The following is a 14,650-nucleotide window of genomic DNA, read 5'->3' as shown; positions in this document are numbered from 1 at the left end:
CTCGCGCGCGACAGAGTCATGCGACCACCTGTCGCGCGCGAGGCGCGCTCCTACAACAGCTTTTCAGGCCATACCGGCCGACTTGCGGGTAATCAGCATTGCCAGCTCAAGCGACTGCTCGTAGTTCAGGCGAGGATCGACCATCGACTTGTAAGCCCGGTCGAGATCCTGTTCCACCAGCCCACGCGCGCCACCCAGGCACTCGGTGACGTTCTCGCCGGTAAGCTCCAGATGCACGCCACCCAGGCGTGTACCCGCGGCCGCATGGATATCGAAGGCCTGATCGAGCTCGCCCGCGATATTGGCAAAACGCCGGGTCTTGTAGCCGTTGCTGGTGCTCTCGGTATTGCCATGCATGGGATCGGCCACCCAGAGCACGCGACGCCCTTCACGCTTCACGGCTTCCAGCAGCGGCTGCAACTGCGTGGCGATCTTGTCGTTACCCATGCGGTGGATCAGCGTGAGGCGACCCGGCTCTTCATTCGGGTTGAGCACGTCGATCAGACGCAGCAGGTCGTCCGGCTGCACCGTCGGCCCCACCTTCACGGCGATCGGGTTGCGGATGCCACGGAAATACTCCGTATGCGCACCGTCGAGCGCCGCCGTACGCATGCCGATCCACGGGAAATGCGTGGACAGGTTGAACCAGCCGTCCTGGCGCGGCACGCGGCGGGTCAGCGCCTCTTCGTAGTGCAGCAGCAAGGCTTCGTGCGAGGTGTAGAAATCCACGCGCGAGTACGAAATGGATTCACCACCCAGGGTTTCCATGAAGCGCAGCGAGTCGCCGATGTTGGCAACCATGCGCTTGTACTCCACCGCCAGGGGCGAATGATCCACCCACGCCAGATCCCAGTACTCGGGATGGTGCAGGTCGGCAAAACCACCGTCGATGAGCGCGCGGACGAAGTTCATCGTCATGGCCGAACGGGCATGCGCCTTGATCAGGCGACGCGGATCGGGGCGGCGCGCCTCCGGGGTGAATTCCGGGCTGTTCACCAGGTCGCCGCGGAACGCTGGCAAGGTGATGCCGTCGCGGGTTTCGGTATCCGCCGAGCGCGGCTTGGCGTACTGGCCCGCAAAACGCCCCACGCGCAGCACCGGCTTCTTCAGGCCATGGACGAGCACGAGACTCATCTGCAGCAGCACCTTGAGACGGTTGGAGATGATCGGGCTGGTGCAGTCGGCAAAGCTCTCGGCGCAATCGCCACCCTGGAGCAGGAAACGCTCGCCGACCTGAGCCTCGGCGATGGATTTCTTCAGCGCCAGGATCTCCCAGGAGGTGACCAGCGGCGGAAGCTCGCCAAGCTGGGCCAGGGCCCCATCCAGCTCGGGGATGTCTTCATAGGTGGGTTGCTGGAGAGCGGTCCTCGACCGCCACGAACCCGGTACCCAGTCGGGGGACGGGGAAGTTACGGCTTTGAGGGAGTGCTGCATGACGGGGGTGCCTGCGTTAAAGCGCCTTTGGCGGCGCGGAAAGTCAACGAACGGAACGACGGACGGCCACGAGGGCCCAGATGACGAGGACGACGAACCAGAGCAATGTCCAGCCCGGCATCGGGATACCCAGGATCGGCTCAATCTTGGCGCACTCACCCGAACCGGTGAACGCGAGCTTGAGCATCTTCATGAAGGGAAAAGCGTCGAACAGATACCCCAGGCCAGGGCCGCACGCCGGCACCTGGTCAGCCGGGAGGCTCTGCAACCACAGGTGGCGACCGGCCGTGACGATGCCCCAGATACCGCCCAGGGTGACCAGCGTGGCGTAGACAGCCCGCGTCTTCGTGCTCCGCGGCGCATGCAGGCCGCCGATGAGGAAGAACAACCCCATGGTGCACACCGCGATCCGCTGGAAAATGCACAGCGGGCACGGATCGAGATTCATCACGTACTGGGCGTAGAGAGCAAAACCCATCAGCGCCGCACAGACGACAAACGCGGCGAGGTAGCGGGTACGGAAAGACCAGGTCTTGGGATTCATGGCGCGCCGGGGCGTTGCGGGATACCCACGTTAACGCTTTGTGCATGCCGTTGTCAGTAGGCCGCCGAAGTTTCGTCTGCAACCATGTCAATGATTTGCAAAGACATCTGTCACCCGGAAAGCCGATTTCCTGTCAAAACGGCCATTTACACCAGCCACACCGATGGCAGACGGCGATTGATCTCATGTATGACGAAAATTCCTGCGGCAAAACGCCGCTGCCCGCAACGATCCCGGCCATCCACGCAAGCACAGGATTGTGTAGGAGCGCGCCTCGCGCGCGACCGTTTGAACCGAAACGATGAAGGCATTCGCGATAACCGGTCGCGCGCAGGCGCGCTCCTACAAGGGCGCGGTAGCCCAAAGGTTTTCCCACACGATCACCGTGAAATGAGCAGAGGCGGCGGGGGCGGCCCTTGGCGCGACTTGATGGAGGCGAGGGAGCTGACTGCATCCGCGAAGGGTGCTCGCGTAAGCATACTCATGGCTAAATAGCCATCGCCGACACGGTCGGATACAACCCCTCCGGTAGCACCGCAACGTTGTAGGAGCGTGCTTGCGCGCGACCGTTTGAACCGAAACGATGAAGATGTTCGCGATAACCGGTCGCGCGCAGGCGCGCTCCTACAACAGCCTGCGATCACGTTCGGTAGAGGCGACCGCGCACGAGTGCCGAGCGCGAGGCCTAACAGCGAGCCCTGCGAAGCGAACACTCCAAACGCATAAAAAAACCCCGGCAGGTCACCCGGCCGGGGTTTCGATGACGCTTGATGCCTGACGCTTACTCGGCGTCGACGGCGTCGGTCTGCTGCGGACGATCCACGAGTTCGACGTAGGCCATCGGGGCGTTGTCGCCCGGACGGAAGCCGCACTTCAGGATGCGCAGGTAGCCGCCGGGACGCTCGCGGTAGCGGGGGCCGAGCTCCACGAAGAGCTTGCCGACAGCCTGCTTGTCGCGCAGACGCGCAAAAGCAAGACGACGGTTGGCGACACCATCGGTCTTCGCGAGCGTGATGAGCGGCTCGGCGACGCGACGGAGTTCCTTGGCCTTCGGGAGGGTGGTGCGGATGAGCTCGTGCTTGATCAGCGACGAAGCCATGTTCTTGAACATCGCTTCGCGGTGGCTGCTCGTGCGGTTGAGCTTGCGACCGGATTTCTGGTGACGCATGGTGATTACTCTCTATGTCTGTTGTTATGAAAAACCGGCCAGGATGGGCCGACTTCCCGCGGTTACCCGCTGTTCGAGGCTGTCAGAACGCCTCGTTATAAGAGCACGGCCTCTATGGACCGCTTCAGGCTCCCAGTGGAAATGCACGCAGCATCCGCTGGGTCGTACAAAGGATCGGGGCGATCGAAAAGCGATCGCCCCGTAAAACATCAACCCAGCTGCATACCGTGGGAAAGACCCGGCGGCGGCCAGTTTTCGAGCTTCATGCCGAGGGCGAGACCACGTCCGCCCAGGACATCCTTGATTTCCGTCAGCGACTTCTTGCCGAGGTTCGGGGTCTTGAGCAGCTCGACTTCGGTCTTCTGAACCAGATCGCCGATGTAGTAGATGCTCTCTGCCTTGAGGCAGTTGGCCGAACGAACCGTCAGTTCGAGATCATCGATCGGGCGGAGCAGGAGCGGATCGAAACCGCCCTTCTCAGCCTTGGTCGAATCGCTCTCACGACGCGAGAAGTCACCGAACACCGACAGCTGATCGTTGATGATTTCAGCCGCCTTGCGGACGGCATCTTCAGCACCGATCGTGCCGTTCGTTTCGATGTCCAGCACGAGCTTGTCGAGGTTGGTGCGCTGCTCGACACGAGCGGCGTCAACTTCATAGGCAACGCGCAGGACCGGAGCAAACGACGCGTCGAGCTGCAGACGGCCGATCGGACGGGTCTCATCGTCCGGGTGCTGACGGGCGCTTGCCGGCTGGTAGCCGACGCCCTTACGCACCTTGAGACGCATGTTGAGAGCCACATCCTTGGTGAGATGGCAGATCACATGCTCGGGATTGACGATTTCCACGGAGTGGTCGACGGCGATATCGCCGGCGGTGACCACGCCCTTGCCCTTCTTGGACAGCGTCAGGGTGACTTCGTCACCGCTGTGCTGACGGATGGCAACGTCCTTGAGGTTCAGCAGGACTTCAATCACGTCCTCCTGCAGGCCTTCCAGAGTGGTGTACTCGTGCAGCACGCCGTCGATTTCGACTTCGACGATCGCGCTGCCCGGAATCGAAGAGAGCAGCACGCGACGCAGCGCGTTGCCCAGGGTGTGACCGAAGCCACGCTCGAGCGGCTCGACCACCACCTTCGCGCGGTTCGCTCCAAGCTGCTCGACGCTGAGGCCACGAGGCCGCAGCACACTAGTAGACGATACTGCCATGCAAGGCTCCGGTGGATTACTTCGAGTAAAGCTCGACGATCAGGGCTTCGTTGATATCGGCCGGCAGATCGCCACGATCCGGAACGGCCTTGAACGTGCCTGCGAACTTCTTGCTGTCGACTTCAACCCACGACGGACGGAGGTCCATGGTGTCGTAGATGGTTGCCGCTTCCTGCACGCGCAGCTGGCTGCGGGCCTTTTCGGTCAGCGAAACTTCGTCGCCCGGACGGACGTGGTACGAAGGAACGTTGACCTTCTTGCCGTTGACCGTCACAGCCTTGTGGGCCACGAGCTGGCGAGCCTGGGCGCGGGTGACCGCGAAACCCATGCGATAGACGACATTGTCGAGACGGCTTTCCAGGAGGCGAAGCAGGTTTTCACCCGTGTTGCCCTTCTGGGTCGAAGCCTTGGTGTAGTAGTTGCTGAACTGACGCTCAAGCACGCCATAGATGCGCTTGACCTTCTGCTTCTCACGCAACTGGACGGCGTAGTCGGACAGACGGGCGCGCTTGTTGGCGCCATGCTGACCGGGCTTGTTTTCGAGCTTGCACTTGGAGTCAAGCGCGCGAGCCGGGCTCTTCAGACCGAGGTCTGCACCCTCACGACGCGCCAGCTTGCAGGTAGCTCCACGATAACGGGCCATGGTTATGCTCCTTAGACGCGACGCTTCTTGGGGGGACGGCAGCCGTTATGCGGAATCGGCGTGACGTCAATAATGTTGAGCACCTTGTAGCCCAACGCGTTCAGGGAACGCACGGCCGATTCACGGCCCGGGCCGGGGCCCTTGATGCGAACTTCCACGGTCTTCACACCGTAGTCGCCGGCAGCGCGGCCAGCCTTTTCGGCGGCAACCTGGGCAGCGAACGGGGTCGACTTACGGGAACCGCGGAAACCCGCGCCGCCCGCCGTCGCCCACGACAGGGCGTTGCCCTGGCGATCGGTGATCGTGACGATGGTGTTGTTGAAAGAAGCCTGCACGTGGGCCACGGCATCCGTGACAACGCGCTTGATCTTCTTTTTGGTCTTAACCGGCTTAGCCATATTCGGTATCCGTTACTTCTTGATCGGACGACGCGGACCCTTGCGGGTACGGGCGTTGGTACGCGTGCGCTGGCCGCGCACCGGCAGGCCGCGACGGTGGCGCAGGCCACGATAGCAACCGAGGTCCATGAGACGCTTGACGGCCATGCCGATTTCGCGGCGGAGGTCGCCCTCGACCGTGTACTTAGCGATTTCGGCGCGGATCTTCTCGACCTCACCTTCGCTCAGCGACTTGATCTGGGTGGTCGGAACCACGCCAGCGTCTACACAAACCTTCTTCGCCCGCGAACGGCCGATTCCGTAAATGCTCTGAAGGCCAACCCAGACATGCTTCTGGACCGGCAAATTGACACCCGCGATGCGCGCCATGATGTACTGTCTCCGATGTGCTTCGTGCGCGGTAAACGCGCAATTCTAACCTGAATTAACCTAAACGGGAAGTCCTGCGGCGCTGGGCGCCGCGGCCTCCCCTACTTGGGGACTTCCATCCAATCTCAGCCGCGGCGGAGATTGGACTTCTTGAGCAGACTCTCGTACTGGTGGCTCATCAGATGGGCCTGAACCTGGGAGATGAAATCCATCACCACCACCACCACGATCAGCAGCGAAGTGCCGCCGAAATAGAACGGGACGTGCCAGGCGTTCTGCATGAACGTGGGCACCAGGCAGACCAGAACGATGTAGACCGCGCCAACGCCCGTAAGACGGGTCATGACACCATCGATGTAGTCTGCCGTGGAGCGACCCGGACGAATGCCCGGAATCAACGCACCCGAACGCTTGAGGTTATCGGCCGTTTCCTGAGAATTGAACACGATCGCCGTGTAGAAGAAGGCGAATCCGATCACCAGCACCGCAAACACGATGTCGTGGACCGGCTCACCCGGGCTCAGCGCCGTGGTCAGCCATTGCAGCCAGCGGGACTGGTTGGCAGAGCCGAACCAGGTCGCCGCGGTAGCGGGGAAAAGCAGGAGGCTGGTCGCAAAGATCGGCGGAATGACACCCGCCATGTTGATCTTCAACGGCAGATGCGAGACCTGACGCTGCTGGAACTGACGCTGCCCGCCCTGCTTCGCGTAATTCACGGTGATGCGTCGCTGCGCACGTTCCATGAACACCACGAATGCGGTGACCGCGAGGATCGCAGCGGTGACCATCAGGAGCTTCAGCACCGACAGCTCACCGTTGTTCGCCATGGTCAGCGTGTGCGCGATGGCACCCGGCAGACCGGCCACGATACCGGCGAAGATCAGCATGGAAATACCATTGCCGATACCACGCTCGGTAATCTGCTCGCCCAGCCACATCAGGAACATCGTGCCGGCGGTGAGGCCGACGACCGATGCCATGACGAAGCCGGCACCCGGCATGTAGACCACCGGGGCACCGCCCAGAGCCGTCTGCTTCTGCAAGGCCACCGCGATACCGAAAGCCTGGAAGGCTGCCAGTGCCACCGTGCCGAAGCGCGTGTACATGGTCATCTTGCGACGACCCGACTCGCCTTCCTTGCGCAGCGCCATGAGGGACGGCACCACCGAACCCATCATCTGCACCACGATCGATGCAGAGATGTACGGCACCACACCCAGAGCGAACACCGAGAAGCGGGAAAGCGAACCGCCCGAGAACATGTTGACCATGTTCAGGAGGCCACCACCACCCTCGACGAGGCTTGTCATCGCATCGGGGTTCACGCCCGGAACGGGAATGAACGAGCCGAGGCGAAAGACGATCAGCGCACCAATAAGGAAAAGAATGCGCTGACGCAGTTCCGTCAGTTTGCCCAGCGAGCCGCCGAGCTTTTTGCCCTGCGCTCCGGCCACTGGATTACTCCACGCTGCCGCCGGCGGCTTCGATGGCGGCCTTGGCACCGGCCGTCGCGAGCACACCCTGGAGCTTGACCGCGCGGGTGATTTCACCCTTGAGCACGATCTTCACCTTCTTGGCGCGGCTGGTCACCAGACCAGCGGCGTGAAGCGCGATCAGGTCGATGGTGTCGGCCTGGATCGAAGCCAGCTGGTAGAGCATGACCTGCTCGGTGTCGGCCTTCTTCAGCGAGCGGAAGCCCACCTTGGGAAGACGACGCTGCAGCGGCATCTGACCGCCTTCGAAACCGACGCGGTGGGTGTTACCAGCACGGGCGTGCTGACCCTTGTGACCGCGACCGGCGGTCTTGCCGAGGCCGGAACCGATACCGCGAGCAACGCGGGTGCGGGTCTTGCGGGCGCCCTTGCCGGGCTTGATGTCGTTAAGACGCATGATTGCTTACTCCTCGACCCGGACCAGGTAGTAGACCGTGTTGATGAGGCCACGGACCTGCGGGGAATCCTTCAGTTCGCGCACGTCGTTGAGCTTGCCGAGGCCCAGGGCCTTCACGCTCAGACGGTGGCGGCTCTGCACACCACGCAGGCCCTTGACGAGGCGCACGCGGACGGTGCCGGTGGTTTCGGTGTTCTTAGCCATTGCCCAGCACCTCTTCGATCGTCTTGCCACGCTTGGCGGCGATGCGCTTCGGCGAGGCGACGGCCTGCAGACCCTTGATCGTCGCGCGGACGAGGTTGATCGGGTTGCGCGAGCCGACGGCCTTCGCAAGCACGTCCTTCACGCCGACCACTTCCAGGACAGCGCGCATGGCGCCGCCGGCGATGACGCCGGTACCCTGCGAGGCAGGCTGCATGTAGACGCGGGCGGCGCCGTGGTTGGCCTTGATGGCGTACCAGAGCGTGCCGTTGTTGAGTTCGATGGACACCATGTTGCGGCGGGCGCGCTCCATGGCCTTGGAGATGGCAACCGGCACTTCACGGGCCTTGCCATAACCAAAACCGACGCGACCCTCGCCATCGCCGACAACCGTCAGCGCGGTGAAGCTCATCTGGCGGCCACCCTTGACGGTCTTGGCCACGCGGTTGACGGCGATCAGCTTTTCAAGCAGGCCGTCCGAATTTTCGCGATCTGTCGAGGACATCTCTTTTCCTGGATAGCCCGGGAGACCCGGGACTTCTGTTTACGGCTTGGTCGCCGCTTGGAGTTGTAGTTACATCGGGCGACACCGGCCCCTGGGGGCCGGTGTCGTTGCCTGACGCCTCTTAGAACTTGAGGCCGGCTTCACGAGCTGCATCGGCCAGAGCCTTGATGCGACCGTGATAACGGAAGCCCGAGCGGTCGAAGGCGACGGCTTCGATACCGGCGGCCTTGGCGCGCTCGGCAACGATACGGCCCACCGTGGTGGCGGCCTCGACGTTCTTCTTGCTCTTGAGACCTTCGGCAACCGACTTCTGCACGGTCGAGGCAGCTGCCACGACGGTGCCGTTCGGTGCGAAGACCTGGGCGTAGATGTGCTGACCGGTGCGGTGCACGCTCAGGCGGGCGACGGCGAGCTCACGGATGTGGGCACGGGTCGACTTGGCGCGGCGCAGGCGGGATTCGTTCTTGTTCATCGTCTCGTCTCCAGAAAGCGGATAGGCCGATTAGGCCTTCTTGGCTTCCTTCAGGATGATCGTCTCGCCGGCATAACGGACGCCCTTGCCCTTGTAGGGCTCCGGCGAACGGAACGCGCGGATCTTGGCTGCCACCTGGCCCACCAGCTGCTTGTCGGCACCCTTGATCAGGATTTCCGTCTGCGTGGGGACTTCGATGATGATGCCTTCCGGCGCGTCGAAGACGACCGGGTGCGAGAAACCGAGGGAAAGGTTCACGGCCTTGCCCTGCAGCTGCGCGCGGTAACCCACGCCGACCAGTTCGAGCTTCTTCTCGAAGCCGTTGGCGACGCCGGTGACCATGTTGGCAACGATCGCACGGGCGGTGCCACCGAACTTGTCGTCAGCGCCTTCGGCGAGGACGATCGTGGCGACGCCGTTTTCCTGCTGGAACGAAACGCCCGGCAGTTCGTGCGTGGTCAGGGTGCCCTTCGGGCCCTTGACGGTGACGGTGCCGTTCGCGACGGTGAGTTCAACGCCCTTCGGGAGGGAGATGGGCTTCTTGGCTACACGTGACATGTCGGGACTCCTTACGCCACCTGGCCGATGACTTCGCCACCGAGACCCTTGGAACGGGCCTGTGCGTCGGTCAGCAGACCGGCGGAGGTGGAGATGATCGAGATACCCAGGCCACCGAGGACCTTCGGCAGCTCGTCCTTGCCGCGGTAGACGCGGAGACCGGAACGGCTGACACGGGAAATGGATTCGATAGCCGGACGGCCTTCGAAATACTTCAGCTTGATCTCGAGGACCGGCTTGCCGTCTTCGTCGGCGACGCGGGCGTCGAGGATGTAGCCTTCGTTCTGGAGAAGCTTGGCCAGGGCCAGCTTCACTTTCGACGACGGAATACGGACAACCGCTTTGCCAGTGGCCTGGGCGTTGCGGATGCGCGTAAACAGATCGGCGATGGGATCAGTCATGCTCATAGTAAAAACCCTTGAGAGTGCACCGATATCCGTATGACCGGAGATCTTTTAAATTGTAAAGCCGACAAGGCGTCGGTCTGCATTGCGCAGACCGACGACTATATCAGGCCGAGGCGGCCTGGACAAGTTTTGCCCAGGTGACGCCCTGCCCCGCCCGGAGGCGGGGCCGGTATTGCTTACCAGCTGGCCTTGCGCAGGCCCGGAACGTCACCACGCATGGTGGCTTCGCGCAGCTTGTTGCGGCCGAGGCCGAACTTGCTGTAGACGCCACGGGGACGACCGGTCAGGGCGCAGCGGTTGCGCTGACGCGAGGGGCTCGCGTCACGCGGCAGCTTCTGCAGCTTGGTCTGGGCTTCCATCTTCTCGTCGTACGAGGCGGTGGCGCTCAGGACAACCGCCTTCAGTTCGGCGCGCTTGGCGGCGTACTTCTTGGCGAGCTTGGCGCGCTTGAGGTCGCGCTCGATCATCGAGGTCTTTGCCATGTGTTCTCTCTGGCGATCAGTTGCGGAACGGGAAGCTGAAGGCTTCCAGCAGCGCCTTGGCTTCTTCGTCGGTCTTGGCCGTGGTGGTGATGGAGATATCCATACCACGCAGGGCGTCAACCTGGTCGAAGTCGATTTCCGGGAAGATGATCTGTTCCTTGATGCCGAAGTTGTAGTTACCGCGGCCATCGAAGGCACGGCCCGAGACACCACGGAAGTCGCGCGTACGCGGCAGCGAGATGTTGATCAGGCGGTCCAGGAATTCCCACATCTGGGCACGACGCAGCGTGACCTTGCAACCGATCGGCCAACCGTCGCGGATCTTGAACGAGGCCACCGAAACGCGGGCCTTGGTCGTGATCGGCTTCTGGCCGGCGATCTTGGTCATGTCGGCCACGGCATTTTCGAGGATCTTCTTGTTACCGGCGGCTTCGCCGACGCCCATGTTGAGCGTGATCTTCGTGATGCGCGGGACCTGCATGACGTTCTGGTAACCGAAGCGCTCAGTGAGCTTCTGCATTACCGACTCTTTGTAAAACGTTTCAAGACGGGTCATGACTTCGGTTCCTTACGCGTCGACCACTTCGCCCGAAGCGAACACGCGCACCTTGCGCCCGTCCTCGAGCGTCTTGGTGCCAACGCGCTCGCCCTTGTTCGAGGCGGAGTTGAAGAGCTGGACATTGGAGATATGGATCGAGGCTTCACGCTCGACGATACCGCCAGGCTGGTTGGCCTGGGGGTTCGGCTTCGTGTGACGCTTGACGATGTTGACGTTGGCAACGACCACGCGGTCGCCGTCGACGCGCAGGACATCGCCACGCTGGCCCTTGTTCTTGCCGGTGATCACGACGACGTGGTCACCCTTGCGGATACGGTTCATGTTCTGGTCTCCGCTCAGAGCACTTCGGGCGCGAGCGAGACGATCTTCATGAACTTCTCGCTGCGCAGCTCGCGGGTCACCGGCCCGAAGATACGGGTACCGATCGGCTCGAGCTTGTTGTTGAGGAGTACGGCAGCGTTACCGTCGAAACGGATCAGCGAGCCGTCGTTGCGACGCACACCCTTGGCGGTGCGGACCACAACGGCGTTGTACACCTCGCCCTTCTTAACCTTGCCGCGGGGAATGGCGTCCTTGACGGTCACCTTGATCACATCACCGATGCCGGCATAGCGACGCTTGGAGCCGCCCAGCACCTTGATGCACATCAGTTCCTTCGCACCGCTGTTGTCCGCCGCGGAAAGCGTGCTTTGCATCTGAATCATCGCAGCTCTCCCTTAGCCTTCAGCGCGCGTGACGATGGCGACCACGCGGTGATGCTTGGTCTTCGACAGCGGACGGCACTCCGCGATGCGTACCACGTCGCCCTCGTTCGCACCGGTCTCGTCATGTGCGTGGAGCTTCGTGGAGCGGCGGATGATCTTGCCGAGCAGCGGGTGCTGCACCTGACGCTCGATCAGAACCGTGACCGTATTGGCCATCTTGTTGCTGATGACGCGACCTTCGAGGGTACGCGCCGTTTTCTGGTTATCGCTCATATCAGCCGTCCCTTACTTCTTATCGCCGAGCACGAACTTCGTGCGGGCGATGTCGCGCCGAACGCGGCGCAGCTGGTGCGGCTGAGTGAGCTGACCGGAGCCCTTCTGCATGCGCAGATTGAACTGCTCCTTGCGAAGGTCCAGCAGATGCTGCTTCAGCTCTTCCGCCGACTTCTCTTTGATTTCTTTGATGGCCATTACATCACCGCCCTGGACACGAACTGGGTCTGGACCGAGAGCTTGGCAGCGGCAAGGCGCATGGCCTCGCGTGCGGTTGCCTCGTCGACACCTTCGATTTCATAAAGCATGCGACCCGGCTGGATCTCGGCGACCCAGAACTCGACGCCACCCTTACCTGCACCCATTCGGACTTCGATGGGCTTACGGGTGATCGGCTTGTCCGGGAACACGCGGATCCACAGCTTGCCGCCACGCTTGACGAAGCGCGTGATGCAACGACGGGCCGCTTCGATCTGACGCGCGGTCAGCTGACCGTGCGTCGTCGCCTTGAGGCCGTACTCGCCAAAGCTCACGAGGTTCGAGGTGAACGCCAGGCCGTCATTGCGACCCTTAAACATCTTGCGGTACTTGGTACGCTTCGGTTGCAACATGACAACGCTCCTTACTTGGCAGAGCGCTCGCCACGCTCACGGCGGTTTTCACCACCGTCGCGACGCGACGACTGCTGCGGCTGCTGATCTTCCTTCGACGCCTCGGCCGTGGCGGCCGCGAGGTCGAAGATCTCGCCCTTGTAGACCCACACCTTCACACCGATGATGCCGTACTGCGTCTTCGCTTCGGCGGTGCCGTAGTCGATGTCAGCGCGGAGGGTGTGGAGCGGCACGCGACCTTCACGAGCCCACTCGGAGCGCGCGATCTCGGCGCCGTTCAGACGGCCGGAGACGTTGATCTTGATGCCCAGGGCGCCGAGGCGCATGGCATTGCCAACCGAGCGCTTCATCGCGCGACGGAACATGATGCGGCGCTCGAGCTGCTGCGCGATCGACTCGGCAACGAGCTGGGCGTCGAGTTCCGGCTTGCGGACTTCGCTGACGTTGATGTGCGTCGGGACGCCCATCAGGTCGGTGACTTCCTTGCGAAGCTTCTCGATGTCCTCGCCCTTCTTGCCGATCACCACGCCCGGACGGGCGGTGTGGATCGTCACGCGGGCGGTCTTGGCCGGGCGCTCGATCTGGATCTTCGAGATACCGGCGGCGGCGAGCTTCTTGCGCAGCATCTCGCGGACCTTGAGGTCGGCAGCGAGGTACTGGGCGTACTCACCCTTGTTGGCGTACCACTTCGAGTTCCAGTCCTTGGCAATGCCGAGGCGGATACCGGTGGGATGAACTTTATGACCCATGGTTTCTTACCCCAGTCAGTTGCCCACAACCACAGTGATGTGGCTGGTGCGCTTCAGGATGCGCGAACCGCGGCCTTTGGCGCGGGCGTACATGCGCTTCATCGCCGGACCTTCGTCGACAAAGATGCGCGAGACCTTCAGGTCGTCGACGTCGGCGCCGAGGTTGTTTTCGGCGTTGGCGACGGCGGACAGCAGCACCTTGCGAACAAGGTGGGCGGCCTTCTTGTTGGTGTAGGCAAGCACGTCGCTCGCCCGACCCACGGGGAGACCCCGGACCAGGTCGGCCACCAGGCGTGCCTTCTGCGCCGAGATGCGGGCGCTGCGCAGGATCGCTTTGGCTTCAGTGCTCATCACTTGCCCTTCTTATCGCCGGCGTGGCCCTTGTAGGTGCGGGTCACCGCGAACTCGCCGAGCTTGTGCCCGACCATGTTCTCGTTGATAAGCACCGGCACGTGCTGGCGGCCGTTGTGGATGGCGATGGTCAGACCGACCATCTCCGGCAGGATCATCGAGCGACGCGACCAGGTCTTGATCGGACGCTTGTTGTTGGCGGAAACGGCGGCTTCCACCTTCTTTACGAGGTGCAGGTCAACGAACGGACCTTTCTTTAGAGAGCGCGGCATAATCGTTTCCTATTACTTGCGACGACGCACGATGAACTGCTGGGTGCGCTTGTTGCTGCGCGTCTTGTAACCCTTGGTCGGCGTACCCCACGGGCTGACCGGATGACGGCCGCCGGAGGTCTTGCCTTCACCACCGCCGTGCGGATGGTCGACCGGGTTCATGACAACACCACGGACAGTCGGACGGATGCCCTTCCAACGCTTCGCACCGGCCTTGCCGAGCTTGCGCAGGGAGTGCTCCGAGTTGCCGACTTCACCGATGGTGGCGCGGCATTCAACCGGCACGCGACGCATTTCGCCGGAGCGAAGACGCAGCGTGGCGTAACCCTGTTCGCGAGCAACGAGCTGCACGGAAGCACCGGCGGAGCGAGCGATCTGCGCGCCCTTGCCCGGCTTCATTTCGATGCAGTGGATCGTGGAACCCACCGGGATCGAACGAAGCGGCAGGCAGTTGCCGGCCTTGATCGGGGAGTCGGAACCCGACACCAGACGGTCGCCAACGGCAACGCCCTTCGGGGCGATGATGTAGCGGCGCTCGCCATCGGCGTAGCACAGCAGCGCGATGTGCGCGGTGCGGTTCGGGTCGTATTCCAGACGTTCGACAACGGCGGCGATGCCTTCCTTGTCACGCTTGAAATCGATGATGCGGTATGCCTGCTTGTGACCGCCGCCGCGATGACGCGTGGTGATGCGACCGTAGTGGTTGCGGCCACCCGTCTTCGACTGCGATTCGGTCAGGGGTGCGTAAGGCGCGCCCTTGTGCAGACCCTCGGTCCGAACGCTGACTGCGTCGCGGCGGCCCGGGGAGGTCGGCTTGTGAGTGATCAGTGCCATCTCAATTCAACTCCTGGC

General features: G+C 62.5%; 25 protein-coding genes. All 25 read right to left on the bottom strand.

The window, feature by feature from the left end:
- Window positions 1-63: 63 nt before the first annotated feature.
- The 25 genes from HBF25_RS18825 to rplB all read right to left on the bottom strand — a co-directional run bounded on the left by HBF25_RS18825 (window position 64) and on the right by rplB (window position 14,632).
- Entirely contained in the window at window positions 64-1,434 is a 1,371-nt protein-coding gene (locus tag HBF25_RS18825) for a class II 3-deoxy-7-phosphoheptulonate synthase (RefSeq protein ID WP_166951258.1), read from the bottom strand.
- 43 nt (window positions 1,435-1,477) lie between these two features.
- Window positions 1,478-1,978 carry a disulfide bond formation protein B gene (locus HBF25_RS18820; RefSeq protein ID WP_166951255.1) on the bottom strand — a complete coding sequence of 167 codons (501 nt, stop codon included), beginning with the start codon at window positions 1,976-1,978 and terminating at the stop codon, window positions 1,478-1,480.
- Window positions 1,979-2,759: 781 nt separating this feature from the next.
- Entirely contained in the window at window positions 2,760-3,146 is a 387-nt protein-coding gene (gene rplQ / locus HBF25_RS18815) for a 50S ribosomal protein L17 (protein ID WP_166951252.1), read from the bottom strand.
- A gap of 209 nt (window positions 3,147-3,355) precedes the next feature.
- A complete protein-coding gene (locus tag HBF25_RS18810; protein ID WP_166951249.1) occupies window positions 3,356-4,354 on the bottom strand; it encodes a DNA-directed RNA polymerase subunit alpha in 999 nt (332 codons plus the stop codon).
- Window positions 4,355-4,370: 16 nt separating this feature from the next.
- Window positions 4,371-4,997, bottom strand: coding sequence for a 30S ribosomal protein S4 (gene rpsD, locus HBF25_RS18805; protein ID WP_166951247.1), 627 nt, complete (start codon window positions 4,995-4,997; stop codon window positions 4,371-4,373).
- 11 nt (window positions 4,998-5,008) lie between these two features.
- Window positions 5,009-5,395: a 30S ribosomal protein S11 gene (gene rpsK, locus HBF25_RS18800; protein WP_007513384.1), complete on the bottom strand. Its 387-nt coding sequence runs from the start codon at window positions 5,393-5,395 to the stop codon at window positions 5,009-5,011.
- A 12-nt stretch (window positions 5,396-5,407) separates the two neighbouring features.
- Window positions 5,408-5,764: a 30S ribosomal protein S13 gene (gene rpsM / locus HBF25_RS18795; protein ID WP_144916975.1), complete on the bottom strand. Its 357-nt coding sequence runs from the start codon at window positions 5,762-5,764 to the stop codon at window positions 5,408-5,410.
- Between the two features lie 125 nt (window positions 5,765-5,889).
- Window positions 5,890-7,218 carry a preprotein translocase subunit SecY gene (secY, locus tag HBF25_RS18790; RefSeq protein ID WP_166951234.1) on the bottom strand — a complete coding sequence of 443 codons (1,329 nt, stop codon included), beginning with the start codon at window positions 7,216-7,218 and terminating at the stop codon, window positions 5,890-5,892.
- Window positions 7,219-7,222: 4 nt separating this feature from the next.
- Window positions 7,223-7,654 carry a 50S ribosomal protein L15 gene (gene rplO, locus HBF25_RS18785; protein WP_166951232.1) on the bottom strand — a complete coding sequence of 144 codons (432 nt, stop codon included), beginning with the start codon at window positions 7,652-7,654 and terminating at the stop codon, window positions 7,223-7,225.
- Window positions 7,655-7,660: 6 nt separating this feature from the next.
- Window positions 7,661-7,858: a 50S ribosomal protein L30 gene (gene rpmD / locus HBF25_RS18780; RefSeq protein WP_166951230.1), complete on the bottom strand. Its 198-nt coding sequence runs from the start codon at window positions 7,856-7,858 to the stop codon at window positions 7,661-7,663.
- Entirely contained in the window at window positions 7,851-8,360 is a 510-nt protein-coding gene (gene rpsE, locus HBF25_RS18775; RefSeq protein ID WP_166951228.1) for a 30S ribosomal protein S5, read from the bottom strand. The genes rpmD and rpsE overlap by 8 nt, the downstream gene beginning before the upstream one ends.
- 121 nt (window positions 8,361-8,481) lie before the next feature.
- Complete coding sequence (rplR, locus tag HBF25_RS18770) at window positions 8,482-8,832, bottom strand: 50S ribosomal protein L18 (RefSeq protein ID WP_029213880.1); 351 nt, start codon at window positions 8,830-8,832, stop codon at window positions 8,482-8,484.
- Window positions 8,833-8,862: 30 nt separating this feature from the next.
- Window positions 8,863-9,390 (bottom strand): 50S ribosomal protein L6, encoded by a 528-nt coding sequence (gene rplF / locus HBF25_RS18765; protein ID WP_166951225.1) that lies wholly within the window; start codon window positions 9,388-9,390, stop codon window positions 8,863-8,865.
- Window positions 9,391-9,401: 11 nt separating this feature from the next.
- Window positions 9,402-9,797, bottom strand: coding sequence for a 30S ribosomal protein S8 (gene rpsH / locus HBF25_RS18760; RefSeq protein ID WP_166951223.1), 396 nt, complete (start codon window positions 9,795-9,797; stop codon window positions 9,402-9,404).
- 176 nt (window positions 9,798-9,973) lie between these two features.
- The gene (rpsN, locus tag HBF25_RS18755) at window positions 9,974-10,279 is read right to left on the bottom strand and encodes a 30S ribosomal protein S14 (protein ID WP_166951221.1); all 306 of its coding nucleotides are present in this window, start codon (window positions 10,277-10,279) and stop codon (window positions 9,974-9,976) included.
- Window positions 10,280-10,295: 16 nt separating this feature from the next.
- A complete protein-coding gene (rplE, locus tag HBF25_RS18750; protein WP_166951219.1) occupies window positions 10,296-10,835 on the bottom strand; it encodes a 50S ribosomal protein L5 in 540 nt (179 codons plus the stop codon).
- Window positions 10,836-10,847: 12 nt separating this feature from the next.
- Complete coding sequence (rplX, locus tag HBF25_RS18745; protein WP_166951217.1) at window positions 10,848-11,159, bottom strand: 50S ribosomal protein L24; 312 nt, start codon at window positions 11,157-11,159, stop codon at window positions 10,848-10,850.
- 14 nt (window positions 11,160-11,173) lie between these two features.
- Window positions 11,174-11,542 (bottom strand): 50S ribosomal protein L14, encoded by a 369-nt coding sequence (rplN, locus tag HBF25_RS18740; protein ID WP_166951215.1) that lies wholly within the window; start codon window positions 11,540-11,542, stop codon window positions 11,174-11,176.
- Window positions 11,543-11,554: 12 nt separating this feature from the next.
- Window positions 11,555-11,815, bottom strand: coding sequence for a 30S ribosomal protein S17 (gene rpsQ / locus HBF25_RS18735; protein WP_166951212.1), 261 nt, complete (start codon window positions 11,813-11,815; stop codon window positions 11,555-11,557).
- A 12-nt stretch (window positions 11,816-11,827) separates the two neighbouring features.
- Window positions 11,828-12,013 carry a 50S ribosomal protein L29 gene (rpmC, locus tag HBF25_RS18730; RefSeq protein ID WP_166951211.1) on the bottom strand — a complete coding sequence of 62 codons (186 nt, stop codon included), beginning with the start codon at window positions 12,011-12,013 and terminating at the stop codon, window positions 11,828-11,830.
- On the bottom strand, window positions 12,013-12,426 hold the full coding sequence (gene rplP / locus HBF25_RS18725; RefSeq protein WP_166951209.1) for a 50S ribosomal protein L16: 414 nt from the start codon (window positions 12,424-12,426) through the stop codon (window positions 12,013-12,015). The genes rpmC and rplP overlap by 1 nt, the downstream gene beginning before the upstream one ends.
- Before the next feature lie 11 nt (window positions 12,427-12,437).
- Entirely contained in the window at window positions 12,438-13,175 is a 738-nt protein-coding gene (gene rpsC / locus HBF25_RS18720) for a 30S ribosomal protein S3 (protein WP_166951206.1), read from the bottom strand.
- A 15-nt stretch (window positions 13,176-13,190) separates the two neighbouring features.
- Window positions 13,191-13,526 carry a 50S ribosomal protein L22 gene (rplV, locus tag HBF25_RS18715; protein ID WP_166951203.1) on the bottom strand — a complete coding sequence of 112 codons (336 nt, stop codon included), beginning with the start codon at window positions 13,524-13,526 and terminating at the stop codon, window positions 13,191-13,193.
- Window positions 13,526-13,798 carry a 30S ribosomal protein S19 gene (gene rpsS, locus HBF25_RS18710; protein ID WP_029213892.1) on the bottom strand — a complete coding sequence of 91 codons (273 nt, stop codon included), beginning with the start codon at window positions 13,796-13,798 and terminating at the stop codon, window positions 13,526-13,528. Before rpsS ends, rplV begins: the two co-directional genes overlap by 1 nt.
- A gap of 12 nt (window positions 13,799-13,810) precedes the next feature.
- Complete coding sequence (gene rplB, locus HBF25_RS18705) at window positions 13,811-14,632, bottom strand: 50S ribosomal protein L2 (protein ID WP_166951201.1); 822 nt, start codon at window positions 14,630-14,632, stop codon at window positions 13,811-13,813.
- Window positions 14,633-14,650: the final 18 nt, after the last annotated feature.

The organism is Luteibacter anthropi, from assembly GCF_011759365.1.
GTDB lineage: Bacteria > Pseudomonadota > Gammaproteobacteria > Xanthomonadales > Rhodanobacteraceae > Luteibacter > Luteibacter anthropi.
The sequence above is the reverse complement of the archived record's forward strand: the minus strand, read 5'-3'. Positions and strand labels throughout refer to the sequence as shown.

Excerpts from the sequence above, each read along its gene's own strand:
- HBF25_RS18820 (WP_166951255.1), bottom strand. The coding sequence starts at position 1,978 with ATGAATCCCAAGACCTGGTCTTTCCGTACCCGCTACCTCGCCGCGTTT.
- rplB (WP_166951201.1), bottom strand. The coding sequence starts at position 14,632 with ATGGCACTGATCACTCACAAGCCGACCTCCCCGGGCCGCCGCGACGCA.
- rplE (WP_166951219.1), bottom strand. The coding sequence starts at position 10,835 with ATGACCCGTCTTGAAACGTTTTACAAAGAGTCGGTAATGCAGAAGCTC.
- rpmC (WP_166951211.1), bottom strand. The coding sequence starts at position 12,013 with ATGGCCATCAAAGAAATCAAAGAGAAGTCGGCGGAAGAGCTGAAGCAG.
- HBF25_RS18825 (WP_166951258.1), bottom strand. The coding sequence starts at position 1,434 with ATGCAGCACTCCCTCAAAGCCGTAACTTCCCCGTCCCCCGACTGGGTA.
- rpsN (WP_166951221.1), bottom strand. The coding sequence starts at position 10,279 with ATGGCAAAGACCTCGATGATCGAGCGCGACCTCAAGCGCGCCAAGCTC.
- rpsC (WP_166951206.1), bottom strand. The coding sequence starts at position 13,175 with ATGGGTCATAAAGTTCATCCCACCGGTATCCGCCTCGGCATTGCCAAG.
- rpsQ (WP_166951212.1), bottom strand. The coding sequence starts at position 11,815 with ATGAGCGATAACCAGAAAACGGCGCGTACCCTCGAAGGTCGCGTCATC.
- rplO (WP_166951232.1), bottom strand. The coding sequence starts at position 7,654 with ATGCGTCTTAACGACATCAAGCCCGGCAAGGGCGCCCGCAAGACCCGC.
- rpsD (WP_166951247.1), bottom strand. The coding sequence starts at position 4,997 with ATGGCCCGTTATCGTGGAGCTACCTGCAAGCTGGCGCGTCGTGAGGGT.
- rplQ (WP_166951252.1), bottom strand. The coding sequence starts at position 3,146 with ATGCGTCACCAGAAATCCGGTCGCAAGCTCAACCGCACGAGCAGCCAC.
- rplP (WP_166951209.1), bottom strand. The coding sequence starts at position 12,426 with ATGTTGCAACCGAAGCGTACCAAGTACCGCAAGATGTTTAAGGGTCGC.
- rplV (WP_166951203.1), bottom strand. The coding sequence starts at position 13,526 with ATGAGCACTGAAGCCAAAGCGATCCTGCGCAGCGCCCGCATCTCGGCG.
- rpsS (WP_029213892.1), bottom strand. The coding sequence starts at position 13,798 with ATGCCGCGCTCTCTAAAGAAAGGTCCGTTCGTTGACCTGCACCTCGTA.
- rpmD (WP_166951230.1), bottom strand. The coding sequence starts at position 7,858 with ATGGCTAAGAACACCGAAACCACCGGCACCGTCCGCGTGCGCCTCGTC.
- rpsH (WP_166951223.1), bottom strand. The coding sequence starts at position 9,797 with ATGAGCATGACTGATCCCATCGCCGATCTGTTTACGCGCATCCGCAAC.
- rplR (WP_029213880.1), bottom strand. The coding sequence starts at position 8,832 with ATGAACAAGAACGAATCCCGCCTGCGCCGCGCCAAGTCGACCCGTGCC.
- rplN (WP_166951215.1), bottom strand. The coding sequence starts at position 11,542 with ATGATTCAGATGCAAAGCACGCTTTCCGCGGCGGACAACAGCGGTGCG.
- rpsK (WP_007513384.1), bottom strand. The coding sequence starts at position 5,395 with ATGGCTAAGCCGGTTAAGACCAAAAAGAAGATCAAGCGCGTTGTCACG.
- rpsM (WP_144916975.1), bottom strand. The coding sequence starts at position 5,764 with ATGGCGCGCATCGCGGGTGTCAATTTGCCGGTCCAGAAGCATGTCTGG.
- rplX (WP_166951217.1), bottom strand. The coding sequence starts at position 11,159 with ATGAACCGTATCCGCAAGGGTGACCACGTCGTCGTGATCACCGGCAAG.
- rpsE (WP_166951228.1), bottom strand. The coding sequence starts at position 8,360 with ATGTCCTCGACAGATCGCGAAAATTCGGACGGCCTGCTTGAAAAGCTG.
- rplF (WP_166951225.1), bottom strand. The coding sequence starts at position 9,390 with ATGTCACGTGTAGCCAAGAAGCCCATCTCCCTCCCGAAGGGCGTTGAA.
- HBF25_RS18810 (WP_166951249.1), bottom strand. The coding sequence starts at position 4,354 with ATGGCAGTATCGTCTACTAGTGTGCTGCGGCCTCGTGGCCTCAGCGTC.